This is a genomic window from Flavobacteriales bacterium, assembly GCA_016699575.1.
Taxonomy (GTDB): domain Bacteria; phylum Bacteroidota; class Bacteroidia; order Flavobacteriales_F; family PHOS-HE28; genus PHOS-HE28.
Genome location: CP064979.1, coordinates 2,348,000 through 2,367,623 on the forward strand (window position 1 = coordinate 2,348,000; position 19,624 = coordinate 2,367,623).

Below are 19,624 nucleotides of genomic sequence, written 5' to 3' on the forward strand. Positions count from 1 at the left end.
ATATTGCTCGCAACGATTCTTACGCCATGATGAGTGCAAGCGCCCGAGCCAGCTATTCGTTGTTCTCCCTTTGCGTTGCATTGGTGGATGTGAATGCACAGAACTACTTCCAGAAAGCCTTTGGAGGACTGGCGGATCAACGTGGGTACAGCATTGCGGAAGCAAGCGATGGTTCCATTTTCCAAGGTGGCTATACGCTAAGCTTCCTGACCACTGGTAACAATGCGGATGCATACTTGGTCAAATGCGACCGTTCAGGACAACATATTTGGTCCAGGCACTTTGATGTCGGTCTCAACGGTATCATATGGGATCTTGCTGCAACAACAGATGAAGGGGTGATCGTTGCCGGAACCGATAACAACAACAACTTCGGCTTCGCCTTTAAAGTTGATGGCCTTGGCAATTTGGTCTGGGGCAGGGCCTCGAACGCGATCAAGGCGTACCGGGCGATCGCATACAGGAATCTTGATAGCACGGTCTTTCTTGCCGGACCAACGTTGGGGGCCAACCAGGACATTCACCTCCAGAAACTCAATTCGGATGGTACTGCCGCATGGAGCAAGGGGTATGGAACGGGCTACAACGAGAATGTGTATTCCTTGTCCTGCACAAGCGACGGCGGACTGGTACTTTCAGGGTCCGCCCTTGATACCGAGCCTGAGAGCGATGGCCTGCTTATGAAGCTTGATTCGGCCGGGGTCATCGAATGGTCAAGGACCTACGGACTATCGGGTATATGCGATGTGTTGTATCGCGTGATCGAAAGTTCGACCGGGGGCTACGTTGCTGTGGGCGGTGGATGTTACTCGGATACTTGGCCCATTGTCGTGCGCACCGATGCCAACGGAGATACCCTCTGGACGAAACGGTTTGCGGCTTATGCGGCCCGGTTGTTCGACGTTGAAGAGAACCAGCAGGGATTTTTGGTCACTAGCAACGATGGCGGGGTTGGGGGCTATTACACCATCAGCGTCGTGCAACTCGATCAGAACGGTGGCATTCTTTGGCGCACGGCTTTTACCCAAGGCTCGGAGTCTTTGGAAGGGAGAACTGAAGTATTGACTGACGGGTCCATAGCCGTTGGCAAATCGGTGATCGATGTCGGCCCTGGCCCTGTAAACCTGCTATTGGCCGTGGTGGATAGTGTTGGCATGGGTGGGCTGTGCGGTTCACATGTAGCTCCATGGACCGAATTGTCTCCGAATTTGGTCTTGGGTGCCGTTGGTGACAGCCTGCCCCACGTCAGTGGATTCAGCTGGGTGCCTACAGGTCTTCCTTGCGCCACCTTGACGGATACGCTTTGCTCTACCAGTGTTGGCCTAGTGGAGATGGAGGAGGTCACGGCCCATCGGGCGTTTCCGAATCCCACATCAGGGTCACTTTTGCTTACCGGGCTGAACCCAGGAGATGTGTTGATGGTCTTGGATGGGTTGGGCAAGGAACTGATCGGTATGGCAGTGGATGCTCGCGAGCATCAGGTGCTACTGCCAAGCGTCATTCCCTCTGGTTTGTTGTTGGTGTTAGCACGAAGCAAGGACGGTGATTTGCGCTGGTCGGAGAAGATCATCTTGCAACGTTGACCCGCGCTTTCCCTTCACTACCTCGGGTGTTGCGGCGCGGGCTGCCGCTCGCTTTCGGCGAGTGGCTCTTGGTCTAGGGCGTTCCGCCCGTCAGCTTCACGGCTCCCGTTTAGTTTGGCGCAATGAGCGAGACTCGCAAGGCCAATGTGGAAGGCGCGGCTTACTTCATAACGCTCACCGTCGAGGGATGGATCGATGCCTTCACGCGCAAGGAACTCGTGCAGGAATTCGTGCGTAAAGTGGAGTACTGCCAGCAGCACAAAGGACTGGAGGTGTATGCGTACGCGATCATGCCTTCTCACGTGCACTACCTGTCCCGCTCTGCGGGATGATCGTACGTCGCGAAGGCGGACTGCTCAGTGCATGGCTCCGGGAGTTCAAGAGCTGGACCGCCAAGCGGATGGTCGCGCTCATCCGCGAGAACCAGGGCGAGAGCCGTCGTGAGTGGTTATTGGAATTGCTTCACCGTTGGGCATTCGGCAAGGCGCAGCACAAGGAGTTTGTCTTCTGGAAGAAGGACAGCCACCCCATCGAACTGTGGAGCAGGGAAGCCACCGAGCAGAAGATCGGGTACATCCATCAGAACCCTGTGGAAGCTGGCATCGTCACGGAGCCGCACCATTACCTGCTTAGCAGCGCACACCCGGACGGGTTCATTCAGCTGAACGGGTATCTACAGAAGCAGGAGGGCGGTGGGTTCGTGTGAGGGCTGCCTGGCCGGTCTTTGGTTGTGTTTGGGCGGGCCACAGGCCCTAGACCGAAGGCCACTCGCCACAGGCGAGCGGCGGCGTAAGGCGAGCGTGTGCAGGGGGGGCTGTGCGCACTACGCGAGCGGGTGCGGTAGCTACACTCCTTCGGCCTCAATACGCGCCAACGTGGCACGCACGTACCGTTCCCAAGCGATCGTATCGCCGTATGTCATGTACTCGAGCTCGCGCATCGGGGCCCAACGCAGCCACCTGCCATACAAGGCAATGGAGTCGCGTTGCCCGAGGTCGGGAATGTTCAGGAGCGCTGCAAGGGTGGTATCTGTCCCGTACTTGAGGCGCAGCGCAGCGAGGTACAGGTCTGTACAGCGTGAAGCGTATTTCCATCCAGGATAGGCGAGGTCCCAATGGGCCAAGGCACTGTCCGCTTGTCCCAAGCGCAGATGGGCATGGATCCGGATGATGTCGAGGTTCTGCTGGATGGCCTCGTAGGTTTCGCGGTCGCCGCATTCCCGACAATTGCTGTAGAATTCGTCCCGTGCGGCTTGCAACCGCAGGTAAAGTGCATCAGGCGTTTCGCCCGCCGCTGGGTTCAACGGCTCGCCGAAGAACGAGGTCCCAAACCGGCCATAGGCGCCATATTTCAAGCCACCGGCGGCAGAAGAAGTGTCGCCATAGTAGTCACATGTCATGGTATCACCTTGCCACGTCAATGTCCTGTTTGCGGCCCACGGCCTAGCAGCGCGTTCGTGTTGCGGCGTCGGCTTGTGTGTGCACGATGCGGAAAGCACCGCGATGACCGATGCACAGGACACTATGCCGACTCCGACCTTCATCAGATGAGCAAGCTAAGAGGGAAGCACGGAACGTGCAGGGGTGGTCCGCGCAAGGAGACTTGTCTGTATTGCTCAAGCGCTTCAGACTTGTCCGAGCGGGCCAGGAGGCCCTAGGGGTGCGGGCACTCGGCAAAAAGCCGAGCGCCTGCCCGCGCACAGCCGAGCTGGTGCAGGGCAGTCGAGCGTATGGGCGTGCAGGTGGGGGATGGTAGCCACGAGGAGAGAAAGGAACAAATGGCAAAAATTTACCAACGGATGTTAGCCGCTGGAATGCCCAATAGTCTTGGATTCTGACGCCGAGAAAAAAGGACTAACAGGCTGGGGCTGAGCTTTAGGATGGCCCTGATAAATGAACAGGGGCAAGAGCCAGCTACATTGGTGCCACAAAGGCGAACGCCACGTGCTTTCGGAAGGGCTGGCTTGCTCTGCGACCTTAGTCAGAAGAGCTGGATTGCCCCGCAATCACACGTAGCGCTCAGGAACGCGAAGGAGTCGTGTACAGCGGCTCCTTTGCCGTGTAAAGGAACCACATCTTGGTCCGATGCGGATGGCGGAGTTACCAGCACATTTCCGTTGTTTTCAACACGCCTCGCTTTCTCAGTGCTGACGGGAGAGGGCGCTAGTCACGATTCGCGCAAGGGCTTTTTTTTCACACTGGGTTAAGAACGCTGGAAACCCACGATGAGGGCTCAAGGCTGACTAAAGCATGGGCGACTAGCTTGACTTGTCGCGACGCTTTCAAAGCGCGTTTCAAGGGAACTATCCACAGAAGATGGCCAGTCTCAAAGAACGTGCGCTTTCAACTATGTTGGTGGACAATCCCCACCACCATGAGTTCGCTTCGTTCAACACTGCCGTTGATCGGCCTTGTCGTCTTTGCCGCTTGTTCTCCGGTCACGCACTACCAACTCTACGTTACAGATACGCCAAGCGGCCCTCCCGCGGAGAATGCACCGTTGCATTTCGAGGACGACGTTATCGCGGTGGACCAATACCTATGGGCAGACAAAGGGACCAGTTCTTTCATGGTTCGTAACAAGTCGAACAAAGACATCTTCATTGATCTCGGCCGCACGCACTTGGTGCTCAACGGCATGGCGGCTACCTACTACTCCGATCAGGAGTTCACTCGCAGCAGCTCGGATGTCATGCGCCGCACATCAGGTTGGGGGCTTACGAGCATAGCTGGACGGAGCTACGCCGTAAGTTCAGTGTACAGCAGGTCGCAAACGACTACCACTACGAATTCTGTGACGTCACATCAGATGCGCATGGTGTGCGTCCCGGCAGGGACCTCGAAGAACTTCGATGGGATGAGCTTGGTGACTGCCCGCTATCTTATCTGCGATGAAATCGTGGATGGCAAGAAGCAGAAGCGAAGAAGCATGTCATTCAGCGCGTCCACATCCCCGTTTGTGTTCAAGAACATCGTCGCGTATGGCTATACAGAGGACGTTGGTGAAGAGCGGCGGATGTTGATAGGTGACTTCTGGGTCAAGGAGATCACGAACTACGGTCCCGGCAAGTTCATGGAGTACGCCTATCCCGAAGAGTGTGGTGAGCGGTACGGTGAGCCGTACAAAGTCTTCACCTATGGTAGGCCGTCGAACTTCTATCTCTCCTACGATAAGTGAGACGGGCCAAGAGGCCCTAGTTGTGTAGGCACTCGGTAAAAGGCCGAGCGCCTGCCCGCGCACAGCCGAGCGTGTGCGGGGGCGCCTGCCTGCGCACAGCCGAGCGTGCAATGTCATTAAGTTAAGGAGTGCCTTGTGCTGTGATCAACGCGGTTGAAAAGTCGCGGTGTCGAGGGATCAACGGTGATCGGCGGGGAGGCTCTTTGGCCCATGGCACCAAGAGCGAAGCGCAAGACCAACCGTGGGATCCTCGTAACAGTGAGAAGATGTTTGGCCAGCGACGCATTGAGGGAGACCTTCAGGCGCTCGCCCAAAGACTTCACACGCCAACGCAAGATGCCCTTCAAGAAGGTGGTGCTCTTCATGCTGAGCCTCTCGCGGCGCAGCCCGCAGCTGGAACTCACGGGCTTCGTGCGCGCCTTCGCCGACGGGGTGCGCAACGTATCGGGCAGTGCCTTCAACCAGAGCAGAAGGAAGGTGGAGCCCGGGGTGTTCAAGGAACTCATGCGAGTGATGAACCAAGAGTTCTACACCGACAACGACGAGCGTGTGAAGCGCTGGCAAGGCTTTCGGCTCCTGGCCACCGACGGGTCCATCATCAACCTGCCGCATACCAAGGAACTGGGCGAGCACTACGGCGGCGCGAGCAACCAGCACGGCAACCGCACGGTGCAGGCGCGTTGCTCGGTGCTCTACGATGTGCTCAACAACATGGTGCTCCATGGCACGCTATCGCCCTGGGCGGTGGGCGAACGTGAACTGGCCTTGCAGCACTTGCACATGTGCCAAGAGGGCGACCTGATGATCTACGACCGCGGCTATCCCAGCTATGCGCTCATGTCGGCGGTGCTGGAGCGCGGAGCGCATTTCCTGATCCGTTGCACCCACAAGTTCAACCAGCAGGTGATCGACTTCGTGGCCGGTGGCCTGCACTCGCACACCGTGCCCATGGGCGCTGGCAAGAACACCCAGCACGGTCGCGGTCCGCAGAGCAATGATCGCATCAACGTACGCATGGTGAAGGTGTTGCTGGACAATGGCGAACTGGAAGTGCTGCTCACATCCTTGACCGATGAACAGCGCTATGCGACGGCCGTCTTCAAAGAGTTGTACGCCAAGCGCTGGGGCGTGGAGCGCTTCTACAACACCATCAAGAACATCGCCCGTGTGGAGCACTTCACCGGACACACCGATGTGGTCATCCAGCAGGATTTCCATGCAGCGCTTTTCATGTGCAACCTGCACGCCCTGCTCCTCGACGAGGCGCAGGACCAGTTGCCCGCCGAGCACCCCGCGCGCAAGCTCTCCTACAAGATCAACAACAACGTGTCCTTCGGCTACATGAAGCAGGAGGTGATGCGCATCATGGCCCAAGAGGACGATGAGCAGACCATGCGCGACCTGTCCGAGCTGTTCCTCTCCACCACCGTGCCCATCCGCCCAGGCCGCACTTTCCCACGCGATCGCGACAAGTACCGCACACGCGACAAGCCCATCTATCTCACCAACTCCAAACCGGCCCTGTGAGAACCCTTAACTTAATGACATTGGCCGAGCGTGTGCGGGGGGCCACAGGCCCTAGACCTAGAGCCGATCGCCACAGGCGAGCGGCGGCGTAAGCCGAGCGTGTGCGGGGGAGCCGCTGCGTAAGCCGGGCGCGTGCGGCGAGTAGCTAATGCTCCCCGAAGGGGATCGCTTGCCGCACCACCATTCTTGTTGGCGTGCCCAACGCCGAGCCTGGTATCCAAGCCGGAAAGGAACGGACCAGTCATAGTGCCTCCGCGTCGAGTTTCGCGTTCATGCCGCGGACGATCTTGATGTCATTCAGATTGCCGTCCGTTTCCACGGTGAACTCCACCCAGACTTTGCCCATAACGCAGTCTTGCGGATGGACCAGGTTGGTTTCGATGAACTCCTTAAGGGCTCGATCACCACACGGGAACCTGGGTGGTACTTCAGGCCTGCTGAGGGTGACCACAGGACTGGGCACGGCCGTGTCGGTTTGCGCCGCCACCACCGCAGAGGCGCACACCGCAAGCACAGTCAGTAGGACCCTCATGGTTGTGAAGTTAGTGCACGATGGGATGCAGCTTGTGACTTCTCCCGACGGGCCAAGAGGCCCTGGTTATGCGGGCACTCGGGAAAAACCCGAGCGCCTGCCTGCGCACAGCCGAGCGTGTGCGGAGGCCTGCCCGCGCAGCCAAGCGTGCAATGTCATTAAGTTAAGGGTTCTCACAGGGCCGGTTTGGAGTTGGTGAGATAGACGGGCTTGTCGCGTGTGCGGTACTTGTCGCGATCGCGTGGGAAAGTGCGGCCTGGGCGGATGGGCACGGTGGTGGAGAGGAACAGCTCGGACAGGTCGCGCATGGTCTGCTCATCGTCCTCTTGGGCCATGATGCGCATCACCTCCTGCTTCATGTAGCCGAAGGACACGTTGTTGTTGATCTTGTAGGAGAGCTTGCGCGCGGGGTGCTCGGCGGGCAACTGGTCCTGCGCCTCGTCGAGGAGCAGGGCGTGCAGGTTGCACATGAAAAGCGCTGCATGGAAATCCTGCTGGATGACCACATCGGTGTGTCCGGTGAAGTGCTCCACACGGGCGATGTTCTTGATGGTGTTGTAGAAGCGCTCCACGCCCCAGCGCTTGCGGTACAGGTCTTTGAAGGCGGCCGTGGGGTAGCGCTGTTCATCGGTCAGTGAGGTGAGCAGCACTTCCAGTTCACCGTTGTCCAGCAGCACCTTCACCATGCGCACGTCCAAGCGCAGGTGCTTGCCAGGCCCCCAAGTGATGGGCGTGTTGTGCCCCGGGGCCATTTGCAGGGTGTTTGATGTGGCCGTTGAGCGCACGAAGGCCAGCACGTTCTTGTTGAAGCTGTGCTTGCAGCGCATGACGAAGTCAGTTCCACGTTCTTGCAGCGCCAGCATCAAGGGGAAGCCGGGATAGCCCCGGTCGTAGATCACAAGGTCGCCCTCTTGGCACATGTGCAAATGCTGCAAGGCCAGTTCGCGTTCGCCCACCGCACAGGGTGCCAGCGTGCCATGAAGCACCATGTTGTTGAGCACATCGTAGAGCACCGAGCAACGCGCCTGCACCGTGCGGTTGCCATGCTGGTTGCTTGTGCCGCCGTAGCGCTCCTTGAGCTCTTGGGTATGCGGCAGGTTGATGATGGACCCGTCCGTGGCCAGCAACCGAAAGCCTTCCCAGCGCTTCACGCGCTCGTCGTTGTCGGTGTAGAACTCCTGGTTCATCACCCGCATGAGTTCCTTGAACACGCCGGGCTCCACCTTCCTGCGGCTCTGGTTGAAGGCACTGCCCGTCACGTTGCGCACCCCGTCGGCGAAGGCGCGCACGAAGCCCGTGAGTTCCAGCCGCAGGCTGCGCCGCGAGAGGCTCAGCATGAAGAGCACCACCTTCTTGAAGGGCATCTTGCGCTCGCGTGTGAAGTCTCTGGGCGAGCGCCTGAAGTTCTCCCGCAATGCGTCACTGGCCAAACATCTTCTCACTGCTGAGAGGATCCCACGGTTGGTCTTGTGCTTCGCTCTTGGTGCCATGGGCCAAAGAGCCGCCCCGCCGATCACCGTTGATCCCTCAACACCGCGACTTGTCAACCGCGTTGATCACAGCACAAGGCACGCCTTAACTTAATGACATTGGCCAAGCGTGTCCAGGGGAAAGGGCTAGGTTTGGGTATGGCCGAAGAGCAGTATCCGATTGAAGAGTTGTTGAACCAGAACGTTGGGTTCGAAGAAGGCTCCTTTCTACGGCGTTTGAAGGAAGGGTACTTTGATGTTGGGCTCTTCAATCAAGTGATTGGAGAGTTAAGGCGCTTGCAGATGGGAAGCGCCCATATCAGCCAGTCTGTAGTCGCCCGTTTCGGATTGTTCACTTGTTACACCCTCATGCATATTAAGTGGCATTTTGACTCGCGTGATGCATATGCATGCGACAATCTTGATCGGCTCGATGACGTGGCGATCATGGGTTCGTTGGAGTGGTGCAGCATTGCGCTCGCATATGACAAGTCTATTGGCGATACCGTGTTCATCGCCGATGAGCGGCCAAACGCTGAATGAGATGGTAAAAAGGAAGAACGACGCTTGTCCGCGCACAGCCCAGCGTGTGCAGGGGTTGCCCGCGCACAGCCGAGCGTGTGCGGGAGCTGCTTTTTGCCTGTGGCGAGCGGCCATCAGTCCAAGGCGTTCCGCACGTCACAGAGCTATGCTGCTGACCGGTCGAGGCGGGCCACAGGCCCTAGACCGAGACGCACTCGCCACAGGCGAGCGCGTGCGTAGGCTTCTAGGAGGAAAAGAAGACTGTCAGAGCATCCGAGCATATCGTCTTTGACCTAAAGTACACTGCCCGTTGAGGCCAGTTCTTCGGAAGCTCAACATCACCTATCAGCACTGGCGCAACACGCCGGAGAGGAACTGCAGTCAACTGATGCGCGAGTTCTGGCAGAATCCATGATCTCCCGTTTTGGCCCTCGCCAATGAGGATCAAAGCGGCATCATAGTGTTCCTCCAAGGAAAGAAAGAACAGGAGCATTGGATCGGCGATCGGGAATCTCGGGCGCCCCAGCAGCGCGACGTTGTTCACGGAACGGTCGATCAGTTCCATAACACGGCCAGCCACGGCACGGTCCTCCTCTTCAAAGGCGAGCGCAATGTTCCGCAAGCGCGATGGGTCCACGACACAAATTAAGTCGGCTGCAGCCCCGAGCGTCTGCCCGCGCACAGCCGAGCGTGCAATGTCATTAAGTTAAGGCGTGCCTTGTGCTGTGATCAACGCGGTTGACAAGTCGCGGTGTTGAGGGATCAACGGTGATCGGCGGGGCGGCTCTTTGGCCCATGGCACCAAGAGCGAAGCACAAGACCAACCGTGGGATCCTCTCAGCAGTGAGAAGATGTTTGGCCAGTGACGCATTGCGGGAGAACTTCAGGCGCTCGCCCAGAGACTTCACACGCGAGCGCAAGATGCCCTTCAAGAAGGTGGTGCTCTTCATGCTGAGCCTCTCGCGGCGCAGCCTGCAGCTGGAACTCACGGGCTTCGTGCGCGCCTTCGCCGACGGGGTGCGCAACGTGACGGGCAGTGCCTTCAACCAGAGCCGCAGGAAGGTGGAGCCCGGCGTGTTCAAGGAACTCATGCGGGTGATGAACCAGGAGTTCTACACCGACAACGACGAGCGCGTGAAGCGCTGGGAAGGCTTTCGGTTGCTGGCCACGGACGGGTCCATCATCAACCTGCCGCATACCCAAGAGCTCAAGGAGCGCTACGGCGGCACAAGCAACCAGCATGGCAACCGCACGGTGCAGGCGCGTTGCTCGGTGCTCTACGATGTGCTCAACAACATGGTGCTTCATGGCACGCTGGCACCCTGTGCGGTGGGCGAACGCGAACTGGCCTTGCAGCATTTGCACATGTGCCAAGAGGGCGACCTTGTGATCTACGACCGGGGCTATCCCGGCTTCCCCTTGATGCTGGCGCTGCAAGAACGTGGAACTGACTTCGTCATGCGCTGCAAGCACAGCTTCAACAAGAACGTGCTGGCCTTCGTGCGCTCAACGGCCACATCAAACACCCTGCAAATGGCCCCGGGGCACAACACGCCCATCACTTGGGGGCCTGGCAAGCACCTGCGCTTGGACGTGCGCATGGTGAAGGTGCTGCTGGACAACGGTGAACTGGAAGTGCTGCTCACCTCACTGACCGATGAACAGCGCTACCCCACGGCCGCCTTCAAAGACCTGTACCGCAAGCGCTGGGGCGTGGAGCGCTTCTACAACACCATCAAGAACATCGCCCGTGTGGAGCACTTCACCGGACACACCGATGTGGTCATCCAGCAGGATTTCCATGCAGCGCTTTTCATGTGCAACCTGCACGCCCTGCTCCTCGACGAGGCGCAGGACCAGTTGCCCGCCGAGCACCCCGCGCGCAAGCTCTCCTACAAGATCAACAACAACGTGTCCTTCGGCTACATGAAGCAGGAGGTGATGCGCATCATGGCCCAAGAGGACGATGAGCAGACCATGCGCGACCTGTCCGAGCTGTTCCTCTCCACCACCGTGCCCATCCGCCCAGGCCGCACTTTCCCACGCGATCGCGACAAGTACCGCACACGCGACAAGCCCGTCTATCTCACCAACTCCAAACCGGCCCTGTGAGAACCCTTAACTTAATGACATTGGCCGAGCGTGTGCGGGGGAGCGGCGGCGTAAGGCGAGCGTGTGCGGGGGGAGCGCGCACTACGCGAGTGCGTGCTGGGGCGTGCGCGGGAGCGTGTGCGGGGCAGTCGAGCACGTGCTACCTGGAGGCAAGCAGTTTCGCGACCTCTACTTCCGTGTCATAGTCAGTGTCCGGGGCCACGGCACTTCCGCGCACCCCCCAAGGGTTACGGTTCGCTGCGCTGCACGCACTCTCCGGCATACCGTTGATTTCGCTTTTCACATTAAACCGGATGAAGGCAATGCGAATGGAACTGAGCGTTTCTAACTCAGCTTTGGTTAGGGTGTAGAGGGCCCTAGATTCACCATTCACTTGATCACGCCGACCTCGGTCAACACATTTAATGCTCGAGCCGTCCTGGAGAACAACAATCACCGTTCCACCTATGAAATCGTGTTGCGTTGTGCGCATGCGGAGCATGAGGACTCCTCCAGTCCCGGTGTTGCCGATGGAAACATGCACCTCTTCCTTGAATTGGCCAGCGTCTTGGAACGCCCATTCAGGAGTTGATGGAATTCGAGTGCTACCGTGCAGTATGAATGAGTCTTGACAATAGACAGCATGGGACATGCTAGCAAGACATGCCGTTATGAGCATTAGCCGCAGGTAGATGTTGAAGAAGTGGGCTGTGGCCAAGGTGCGGTGAAAGTAAAGCAGGGGCCTTGTGGCTTCTAGTTGACGAATTTTCGTGTTGACCGAATCACATGGTAGATAACGAAGCCTAGCCAAACGCGCGATAACGCGTCAATCACCTTTGGCCAGCCGCTGAGGTCCATGTCCATGAAGTTCTGGGCGTGAATAGGAGAGAGGAAGTCGAAAAAGTATCCTGCGTATTGAAGTAGCACCTCGCCCGTCGTGGAGTCTACGCCGAGGACGACGCGGTCGTCGAACGGTAGCACGATTGACAAAAAGATTGTCAGACCTGACAAGGTGAGAACAGCGAGCGCCCTGAACCAGTTGGAGCCATAGTCGCTGATTTGTTCGGAGAGCCATAGAGTGAAGCGATCCATACGGTCACGCTTGGGTTTCTGCAGGTATGTGCGATAGGCTTTCAGGCCTCCTGATCGATTTGTAATCGCATCGGCCGTATGGCCCTGTGAGCGCGCTTGGGCTTCCAGGAGGCCATATAAGTCAACGACCTCTTTCCAGTTGCCGTGCAGTGGCAGGATATGGCGCGGTGTGGTAGACCCTTTCGTGGCGACTTTCTGTATGAAGTTATCTGCCACGTACATCTTCGTACGAGACCAGTCACATAGCGACCATACGAGTTCTTGAGTTCTGAGTCCGGCAAACTTGATTGAAGCTGACTTGTCAACCCTTGAGTCATCTGTCAAAGCACCGTCTTTGCTCGGTGCTATTGCCACAGATTTGAAGGTCACTTCTGCTTCTCGGACATCGAGGTCTTCGATGTGAAGGTGGGAAATCGTGCAGTGTTCTAAGAAGAGGAAGCTCTGGTTGAAGAACATATCTCGGATCCGTAACCAATCGACCTTGAGGTCGAATAGCTTGAGATCGCCAGAGATTGAGCAATCATTGATATCAAGCTCTCGGAGGGTGTGACTTCTGTCTTCACCATGTGATCTCAGAGTGACCCCATGGAGGTCACATTCCTTCAGTGAAAGGCTTGTGAGAGGTCGGAGTGCCGTGGACATCTCCGCATTGAGGTTTGTGTTGTAGACCTTGATGTGGTTTGCCTTACACTGGACAAGCAGTTCAGTCTTTGCGCGCGAACTTTCGAGTACGAGAGTCTCGATCGTGCAGTCCTGTACTGTGGCTGGGGCGTGGCTGCCGATAAAGCCCAGAAGCTTGAACTGACATGCGATGAAGTGGACACGTTCCATTTCCGCATGGTTGCAGCGGCAGGAACCGCTGAAATGAACATCGGTGATTATGACACTGCGACCAGCGAGCTTGAGGGCATCGATTTTAACTTCGCCCTCAACCGTGAGATGCTCAATCAAGATTGCGCTGTTCTCATACCGGACCTTTTTGGACCTAACCATTTCATCGGTCAAAAGCAGCCGCTCCTTGAACTCTGCGCTTGTGATAGTCTGGCGTTCCATGATGGGCTTGGCGTGAGTTGCGGTTGTGTTTTGAATTGGAGGCTACTCAGTTAAAGTTCATCGTCGTCAGAGAAGAAGAAAGGCGCCCGTCCGAGCGCCTCTCCTGTTGTCATTGGTGTTCGGCGCGTTCTACCCACTGCACATCTCGCACGCATCGGGGTTGTCCAGGCTGCAGGCAATTTCGGCTTGGGCTTGGGCGGCTTTGCGTTCGGCGGCGGTCATGGCGCTCAGGCGCTCGGCGCTCAGCTTCTCCACGGTGTTGCTGGTCACCACGGGCGCGCTCATCACGGGCTCGGCCACGGTGGTGCTGCGCACGGCTTCGCCGGCGTATTCCACGGTGGTGCCCACCGGCACCTTCGCTTCCACCTTCGCTACGCTCGGTGCGCCTTCGGCGGCGGGTTGCGTCAGCGCGGCCTTGTCCACCGTGAACTTGATGGCGTCCGTAGCGGCCTTCGTGCGCAGGTAGTACATGCCTGTTTTCAGGCCGGCCTTCCAGCTGTAGAAGTGCATGCTGGTGAGCTTCGCGAAGTTCACGTTCTCCATGAAGATGTTGAGGCTCTGGCTCTGGCAGATGTACGCGCCGCGGTCGGCCGCCATGTCGATGATCACCTTCTGGCTGATCTCCCATGCCGTCTTGTAGAGCTCCTTCAGGTTCTGGGGGATCTCCGGGATGTGGGCCACGCTGCCGTTGGCGGCGATGATCTTGTTCTTCATGTCATCGCCCCACAGGCCCAGCTTCACCAGGTCGCGCAGCAGGAACTTGTTCACCACCACGAATTCGCCGCTGAGCACGCGGCGCGTGTAGATGTTGCTGGTGTAGGGTTCGAAACACTCGTTGTTGCCGAGGATCTGCGCGGTGCTGGCCGTGGGCATGGGCGCCAGCAGCAGGCTGTTGCGCGCGCCGTGTTTCTTCACTTCCTCGCGCAGCACGTCCCATTCCCAGCGGTCGCTCGGTTTCACGCCCCACATGTCGGGCTGCAGGATGCCCTGGCTCAGGGGGCTGCCCTCGTAGGTCTCGTAGGCGCCCTCGGCGATCGCGAGGTCCTTGCTGGCGGTAAGGGCCGCGTAGTAGATGGTCTCGAAGATCTCGCGGTTGAGCACCTTGGCCTCCACGCTGTCGAACGGATAGCGCATGAGGATGAAGGCGTCGGCCAACCCTTGCACCCCGATGCCGATGGGGCGGTGGCGCATGTTGCTGCGGCGCGCCTCGGGGATGGGGTAGTAGTTCTGGTCGATGATGCGGTTGAGGTTCTTGGTCAACTGCATCGTTACCTCGAAGAGGCGCTGGTGGTCGAACTTGCCACGGTCAACGAACTTGGGCAGGGCAATGGAGCCGAGGTTGCACACGGCCACCTCGTCGGGGCTGGTGTACTCGATGATCTCCGTGCAGAGGTTGCTGCTCTTGATGGTGCCCAGGTTCTGCTGGTTGCTCTTGCGGTTGGCGGCGTCCTTGAAGAGGATGTAGGGGGTGCCGGTCTCGATCTGGCTTTCCAGGATGTGGAACCAGAGGTCCTGCGCCTTCACCGTCTTGCGGCCCTTGCCTTCGGCCTCGTAGCGCTCGTACAGCGCCTCGAACTTCTCGCCCCAGGTATCGGAAAGTCCCGGGCACTCGTTGGGGCACATCAGGGTCCACTCGGCGTTCTGCTCCACGCGCTTCATGAAGAGATCGGGGATCCACATGGCGTAGAAGAGATCGCGGGCGCGCATCTCCTCCTTGCCGTGGTTCTTGCGCAGCTCCAGGAAGTCGTCGATGTCGGCGTGCCAAGGCTCCAGGTAGATGGCGAAGCTGCCTTTGCGCTTGCCGCCGCCCTGGTCCACGTAGCGGGCGGTGTCGTTGAAGACACGCAGCATGGGCACAATGCCGTTGCTGGTGCCGTTGGTGCCTTTGATGTAGCTGCCTTTGGCGCGCAGGTTATGCACGCTGAGGCCGATGCCGCCAGCGCTCTGGCTGATCTGCGCGCACTGCTTCAGGGTGTCGTAGATGCCGGTGATGCTGTCGTCCTTCAGTTGCAGGAGGAAGCAGCTGCTCATCTGCGGCTTGGGGGTGCCGGCGTTGAAGAGGGTGGGGGTGGCGTGGGTGTACCAGCCTTCGCTCAGGTCGTTGTAGGTGGCGATGGCGGCCTCCAGGTCGTTCTTGTGGATGCCCACGGCCACGCGCATCAGCATGTGCTGCGGGCGCTCGGCCACCTCGCCGTGCAGGCGCAGCAGGTAGCTGCGCTCCAGGGTCTTGAAGCCGAAGAAGTCGTAGGTGAAGTCGCGGTCGTAGATGATGGCGCTATCGAGGGCCTCGGCGTTGTCCTGGATGATCTTGTGCACATCCTCGGCGATGAGGCTGGCCTTGGCACCGGTCTTCGGGTCGGTGTAGTTGTAGAGGTCCTTCATGCACTCGCTGAAGGACTTCTTGGTGTTCTTGTGCAGGTTGCTCACGGCCAGGCGGCTGGCGAGCTGGGCATAGTCCGGGTGCTTCACGGTGAGCGTGGCCGCGACCTCCGCCGCGAGGTTGTCCAGCTCGGTGGTGGTCACGCCATCGAAGATGCCGTCGATGACCTTGAGGGTCACTGCGGTGGCATCCACCATGGGGTCCAGCCCGTAGCAGAGCTTCTTGATCCGGGCGGTGATCTTGTCGAATTTCACCGCCTCCCGGCGGCCGTCGCGCTTGATGACGTACATGCTTTGTGCTCTTCGTTGTTTGGCCTCCCCGCTAGCTCCCGCTGTTGGAAGAGGTTGTTGGTTGGTAGTTGATGGTTGTTCGGCTGTGCCGGACGGGAAAGGTGGTCGAGTTCGGTGGGGGTTGGATCGATCTCCTTCAGTGGTTCTTCAACCGGGGGATGTTGGTTGAAGGGTTGTTGTTGGTTGTTGGTTGGTCGGGGGCTGGATCAACGTTCCATGTCAGGTCGTGTCATTTCCTCCACAATGGAGGGTGCAGCAAGGTCTCCATACAAGGCACCTGGCTCTGAGACACCGCTTTCGCTCGGTCCATCGCTCATGGACTTCAGATAGCGCATGTACCCGTTGAGCGTTCGGATGGCTTGCTGCACGAGTTCAATGCTCTCATTGCACTGTGCCTCCGTAATGAAGCCCTCATCGAAGGCGGTGATGAGGTGGTCCTGTGTTTCGTACAGCTCGCCCCGGCACATCCGGCAGTACCGCAGGTTCTCCTTCTCGTAGAAACGTCCATAGCCTTCGGCAAGCATGGCGGTTGCCGCCCGGCTCGAACGGATGATCTGATCGGCCAACCGGTCCATCTCCTCCTGTGGCCAGGTCTTCACCAACTGCCGCACACGCTGCCGCACTTCCCGGCATTGCTGCCAGGCGCGTAGGTCGCGGAAGGTTTGGACGGTGGCCATGGTGGGTGATGGTTGTTCGTGGGTGGTTGTTGGTTGGTGGGCAGGTGTCGCGTGCTTGCTATCGGCAGCCGAACAACCAACAACCATCAACCAACAACGCCCTTAAAAATCAGCATCCAGCGTGAAGTTGTTCTCCTCCTTGGTCTTGTTCATCACGCCGGCTTTCTGGTATTCGGCCACGCGCGCTTCGAAGAAGTTGGTCTTGCCCTGGAGCGAGATCATTTCCATGAAGTCGAACGGATTGAGGGCGTTGTACACCTTGTCGCAACCGAGCTCCATCAGCAGGCGGTCGGCCACGAACTCGATGTACTGCTGCATCAGCTTGGCGTTCATGCCGATGAGGTTCACGGGCAGCGAGTCGGTGACGAACTCCTTCTCGATCTCCACCGCATCGGTGATGATCTTCTGCACGGTCTTCTTGGGCAGCTTGTTCTTCAGGTGCTTGTTGTAGAGCAGGCAGGCGAAGTCGCAGTGCAGGCCTTCGTCGCGGCTTATGAGCTGGTTGCTGAAGCTCAGTCCGGGCATCAGGCCGCGCTTCTTCAGCCAGAAGATGCTGCAGAAGCTGCCGCTGAAGAAGATGCCTTCCACGGCGGCGAAGGCGATGAGGCGCTCGGCGAAGCTGCCCTTGTCGATCCAGTTGAGGGCCCAGTCGGCTTTCTTCTTCACGCAGTCCATGGTGTCGATGGCGTGGAAGAGGCCGTGCTTCTCCTTGTGGTCCTTGATGTAGGTGTCGATGAGCAGCGAGTACGTTTCGCTGTGGATGTTCTCGATCATCACCTGGAAGCCGTAGAAGCAGCGGGCTTCGGGGTACTGCACTTCGTTGAGGAAGTTGATGGCGAGGTTCTCGTTCACGATGCCGTCGCTGGCGGCGAAGAAGGCCAGCACGTGCTTGATGAAGTAGCGCTCGTCGTCGTTGAGCTTCGTTTCCCAATCCACCATGTCGGGGCTCAGGTCGATCTCCTCTGCCGTCCAGAAGCTGGCCTCGGCTTTCTTGTAGAAGCCCCAGATGTCGGCGTGCTGGATGGGGAAGAGGACGAAGCGGTCCTTGTTGTCGCGCAGGATGGGTTCGTCCTGTGCGGTGGTGTCCACGAGGTTCATCTCTTGTTGTGTGCTCATGGTGTGGGTGGTTTCCGGGGACGGTTGATCTTGCGGGGTGAAGGCCTCCCCGCGAGGTGATGTGTTGGGTCTTGTGTTGGGTCCCAAGGAGGCTTTCAGGGGCAACCTTGGGCTGCCAAAAATGGATCGACAGCGGATCGGCACCGACGGCAGAAAACGAACACGGCCCCGTTGTTTTCAACACGCGCCGCATTCGCAGTGCTGGCGGGGGAGGGCGCTGATCGCGATCCGTGCAAGGGGTTTTTTTTCACACCGGGTTAAGAACGCCTGAACGTTGCGCCAGCAGGGCCGATGCGTGTTCGCGCCTTCGCGCTCCCGCGACTTGTCGAGGCCTGCGGATCGTTCAGTGAAGGGTGGTGGGAGGGTGGACGAGGGGGCGCAAGATCCATCACGGGACCATGCTTCTTGGAGCTTCGGACAATGGTCCGGTCAACCACCTCTACAGGCGAAGCGCACACGGAGGCACAGAGGCACTGAGTGGTGTACAACCAGGCCAGCTGGCTTGTTCTCCGTGCCTCGGTGCCTCCGTGTGAAACCTGCGTGCCCTGAGGAAACATCCAATACATCCTGAGGTCGGCGCGATCAAGCCGACCTACTACCCTCAAAACTTCACAGTCTTCTCCAGCTCGCCGTCGGGGCCGTAGAACTTCCACTCGCCGATCTGCTTGTCGTCGGCGTAGGTGCCCGTGTAGTAGAGCACGCCGCTCTCGCGGAACACCACCGTTTCGCCGTGCAGCAATCCGTTGGTGTACGTGTTGCGGCTGCGCACACGCCCATCGCTGGTGTAGCTGGTCCACACGCCGTGGCGTTTGCCGTTCACCTTCTCGCCCTCCATCAGCACGCGGCCGTTCCTGCGCACCTGCTCGAAGCCGTTGAGCACCTTGGTGGTGTCGGGTGGCGGCACAACGATGGTGTCTTGTGCTGGTGGTGCGGCAGGTGCAACGGGCGATGCAGGTTGTTCACCTCCGCAAGCAGCGAGCAGCGCACAGACAAGGAACAAGATGATGGTCGCGTGTTGCATCGTTCAGCGTTTGCGTTCCACGGTAAGGTGCACCAATCCCTCGAGCGAGTGCCGCGCATCGTTCTCCGGAAAGGAGCGCAGCACCTCCAGTGCCTTGTCGCGGTATTCGATCATGCGGCGTTGTGCGTGCGCGATGCCGCCCGCTTCCGTCACCCTGGCTATGAGGCGTTGCACGGCGCGGTCATCGTCGCTCTCGTTCTTCACGGTGTTCACCATCCAGCGGCGCTCACTGGCGTCCACGTTGTGCAACGCATGGATCAGCGGCAGCGTCAGCTTCTTCTCCTTGATGTCGAGCCCGGTGGGTTTGCCGATGGTGGCGGCATCGCTGCCCGGACTTCCGTAATCGAACAGGTCGTCCTTGATCTGGAAGGCGATGCCGGTGTGCTCGCCGAAGAGGCGCATGCGTTCCACGGCATCGGCATCGGCGCCGCCCGCGCTGGCCCCGCTCGCGCAGCACGCAGCGATCAGGCTGGCCGTCTTCTGGCGGATGATGTCGAAGTAGATGTCCTCGCTGAAGTTGAGACCGCGCGCCTTTTCCAGTTGCAGCAGTTCGCCCTCGCTCATCTCGCGCACGGCACGGCTCACGATGCGCAGCAGCTCGTGCTCGCCCTTGTCAACGGCCAGCAGCAGGCCGCGGCTCAAAAGGTAATCGCCCACGAGCACGGCCACCTTGTTCTTCCACAGCGCATTGATGCTGAAGAAGCCGCGGCGCATGGGGCTGCCGTCCACCACATCGTCGTGCACGAGCGTGGCGGTGTGCAGCAGTTCGATGAGGCTGGCGGCCGCATACGCACTGTCGCCGATGGGTGCGAACAGGCGTGCGCTCAGCAACGTGAACATGGGCCGCATCTGCTTGCCCTTGCGTTTCACGATGTAGTGCATGATGCGGTCCAACAAGGCCGTCTTGCTGCGCATTGCTTCCCTGAACCGCTGCTCGAACTCCACCAGCTCGGCCGCGATGGGCCGCTGCACGTCGGCAAGCGTGGTGGTGCTCATGGGATGCGCGAGGGCGGGCAAAGATGGTCAAGGGGTGCACGGCTGGACGCAACCGTTCCCCGGTGTGTACCGTCTTCGGCCGGTGCCCGGTGCATCCT

14 protein-coding genes and 1 pseudogene are annotated in these 19,624 nt (G+C 59.0%); 6 read left to right on the forward strand and 9 right to left on the reverse strand.

All coding sequences use genetic code 11. The features are described 5' to 3' along the window. Positions 1-26: 26 nt before the first annotated feature. Both IPJ76_09685 and IPJ76_09690 read left to right on the forward strand, forming a co-directional pair. Positions 27-1,583, forward strand: a complete 1,557-nt coding sequence (locus tag IPJ76_09685; GenBank protein QQR84894.1) for a PQQ-like beta-propeller repeat protein — start codon at positions 27-29, stop codon at positions 1,581-1,583. Positions 1,584-1,705: 122 nt separating this feature from the next. Beyond that, a pseudogene (locus tag IPJ76_09690) lies at positions 1,706-2,289 on the forward strand (transposase). Between the two features lie 138 nt (positions 2,290-2,427). Here the strand turns inward: IPJ76_09690 and IPJ76_09695 are convergent. Beyond that, positions 2,428-2,886 (reverse strand): hypothetical protein, encoded by a 459-nt coding sequence (locus tag IPJ76_09695; GenBank protein ID QQR84895.1) that lies wholly within the window; start codon positions 2,884-2,886, stop codon positions 2,428-2,430. A gap of 1,097 nt (positions 2,887-3,983) precedes the next feature. Here IPJ76_09695 and IPJ76_09700 point away from each other — a divergent pair. Together IPJ76_09700 and IPJ76_09705 are read left to right on the forward strand one after the other, a co-directional pair. After that, entirely contained in the window at positions 3,984-4,760 is a 777-nt protein-coding gene (locus tag IPJ76_09700; protein ID QQR84896.1) for a hypothetical protein, read from the forward strand. A gap of 210 nt (positions 4,761-4,970) precedes the next feature. After that, the gene (locus IPJ76_09705; protein QQR84897.1) at positions 4,971-6,287 is read left to right on the forward strand and encodes an IS4 family transposase; all 1,317 of its coding nucleotides are present in this window, start codon (positions 4,971-4,973) and stop codon (positions 6,285-6,287) included. A 241-nt stretch (positions 6,288-6,528) separates the two neighbouring features. On the opposite strand, the gene IPJ76_09710 is transcribed toward IPJ76_09705, so the two are convergent. Together IPJ76_09710 and IPJ76_09715 are read right to left on the reverse strand one after the other, a co-directional pair. Next, entirely contained in the window at positions 6,529-6,819 is a 291-nt protein-coding gene (locus IPJ76_09710; GenBank protein ID QQR84898.1) for a hypothetical protein, read from the reverse strand. A gap of 173 nt (positions 6,820-6,992) precedes the next feature. Next, positions 6,993-8,309, reverse strand: coding sequence for an IS4 family transposase (locus tag IPJ76_09715; protein QQR84899.1), 1,317 nt, complete (start codon positions 8,307-8,309; stop codon positions 6,993-6,995). Between the two features lie 99 nt (positions 8,310-8,408). Here IPJ76_09715 and IPJ76_09720 point away from each other — a divergent pair, with 99 nt between their 5' ends. Both IPJ76_09720 and IPJ76_09725 read left to right on the forward strand, forming a co-directional pair. Beyond that, positions 8,409-8,831 carry a hypothetical protein gene (locus IPJ76_09720; GenBank protein QQR84900.1) on the forward strand — a complete coding sequence of 141 codons (423 nt, stop codon included), beginning with the start codon at positions 8,409-8,411 and terminating at the stop codon, positions 8,829-8,831. A gap of 774 nt (positions 8,832-9,605) precedes the next feature. Beyond that, complete coding sequence (locus IPJ76_09725) at positions 9,606-10,922, forward strand: IS4 family transposase (protein QQR84901.1); 1,317 nt, start codon at positions 9,606-9,608, stop codon at positions 10,920-10,922. Between the two features lie 732 nt (positions 10,923-11,654). On the opposite strand, the gene IPJ76_09730 is transcribed toward IPJ76_09725, so the two are convergent. The 6 genes from IPJ76_09730 to IPJ76_09755 form a co-directional block, all read right to left on the reverse strand. Then, positions 11,655-13,046 (reverse strand): hypothetical protein, encoded by a 1,392-nt coding sequence (locus IPJ76_09730; protein ID QQR84902.1) that lies wholly within the window; start codon positions 13,044-13,046, stop codon positions 11,655-11,657. 129 nt (positions 13,047-13,175) lie between these two features. Continuing rightward, entirely contained in the window at positions 13,176-15,716 is a 2,541-nt protein-coding gene (locus IPJ76_09735; GenBank protein QQR84903.1) for a ribonucleoside-diphosphate reductase subunit alpha, read from the reverse strand. A gap of 206 nt (positions 15,717-15,922) precedes the next feature. Further along, positions 15,923-16,393 (reverse strand): four helix bundle protein, encoded by a 471-nt coding sequence (locus tag IPJ76_09740; protein QQR84904.1) that lies wholly within the window; start codon positions 16,391-16,393, stop codon positions 15,923-15,925. 102 nt (positions 16,394-16,495) lie between these two features. Continuing rightward, positions 16,496-17,491, reverse strand: coding sequence for a ribonucleotide-diphosphate reductase subunit beta (locus IPJ76_09745; GenBank protein QQR88436.1), 996 nt, complete (start codon positions 17,489-17,491; stop codon positions 16,496-16,498). A 619-nt stretch (positions 17,492-18,110) separates the two neighbouring features. Continuing rightward, positions 18,111-18,530, reverse strand: a complete 420-nt coding sequence (locus IPJ76_09750) for a hypothetical protein (GenBank protein QQR84905.1) — start codon at positions 18,528-18,530, stop codon at positions 18,111-18,113. A gap of 3 nt (positions 18,531-18,533) precedes the next feature. Beyond that, positions 18,534-19,526, reverse strand: coding sequence for a polyprenyl synthetase family protein (locus tag IPJ76_09755; protein ID QQR84906.1), 993 nt, complete (start codon positions 19,524-19,526; stop codon positions 18,534-18,536). Between the last annotated feature and the right edge of the window lie 98 nt (positions 19,527-19,624).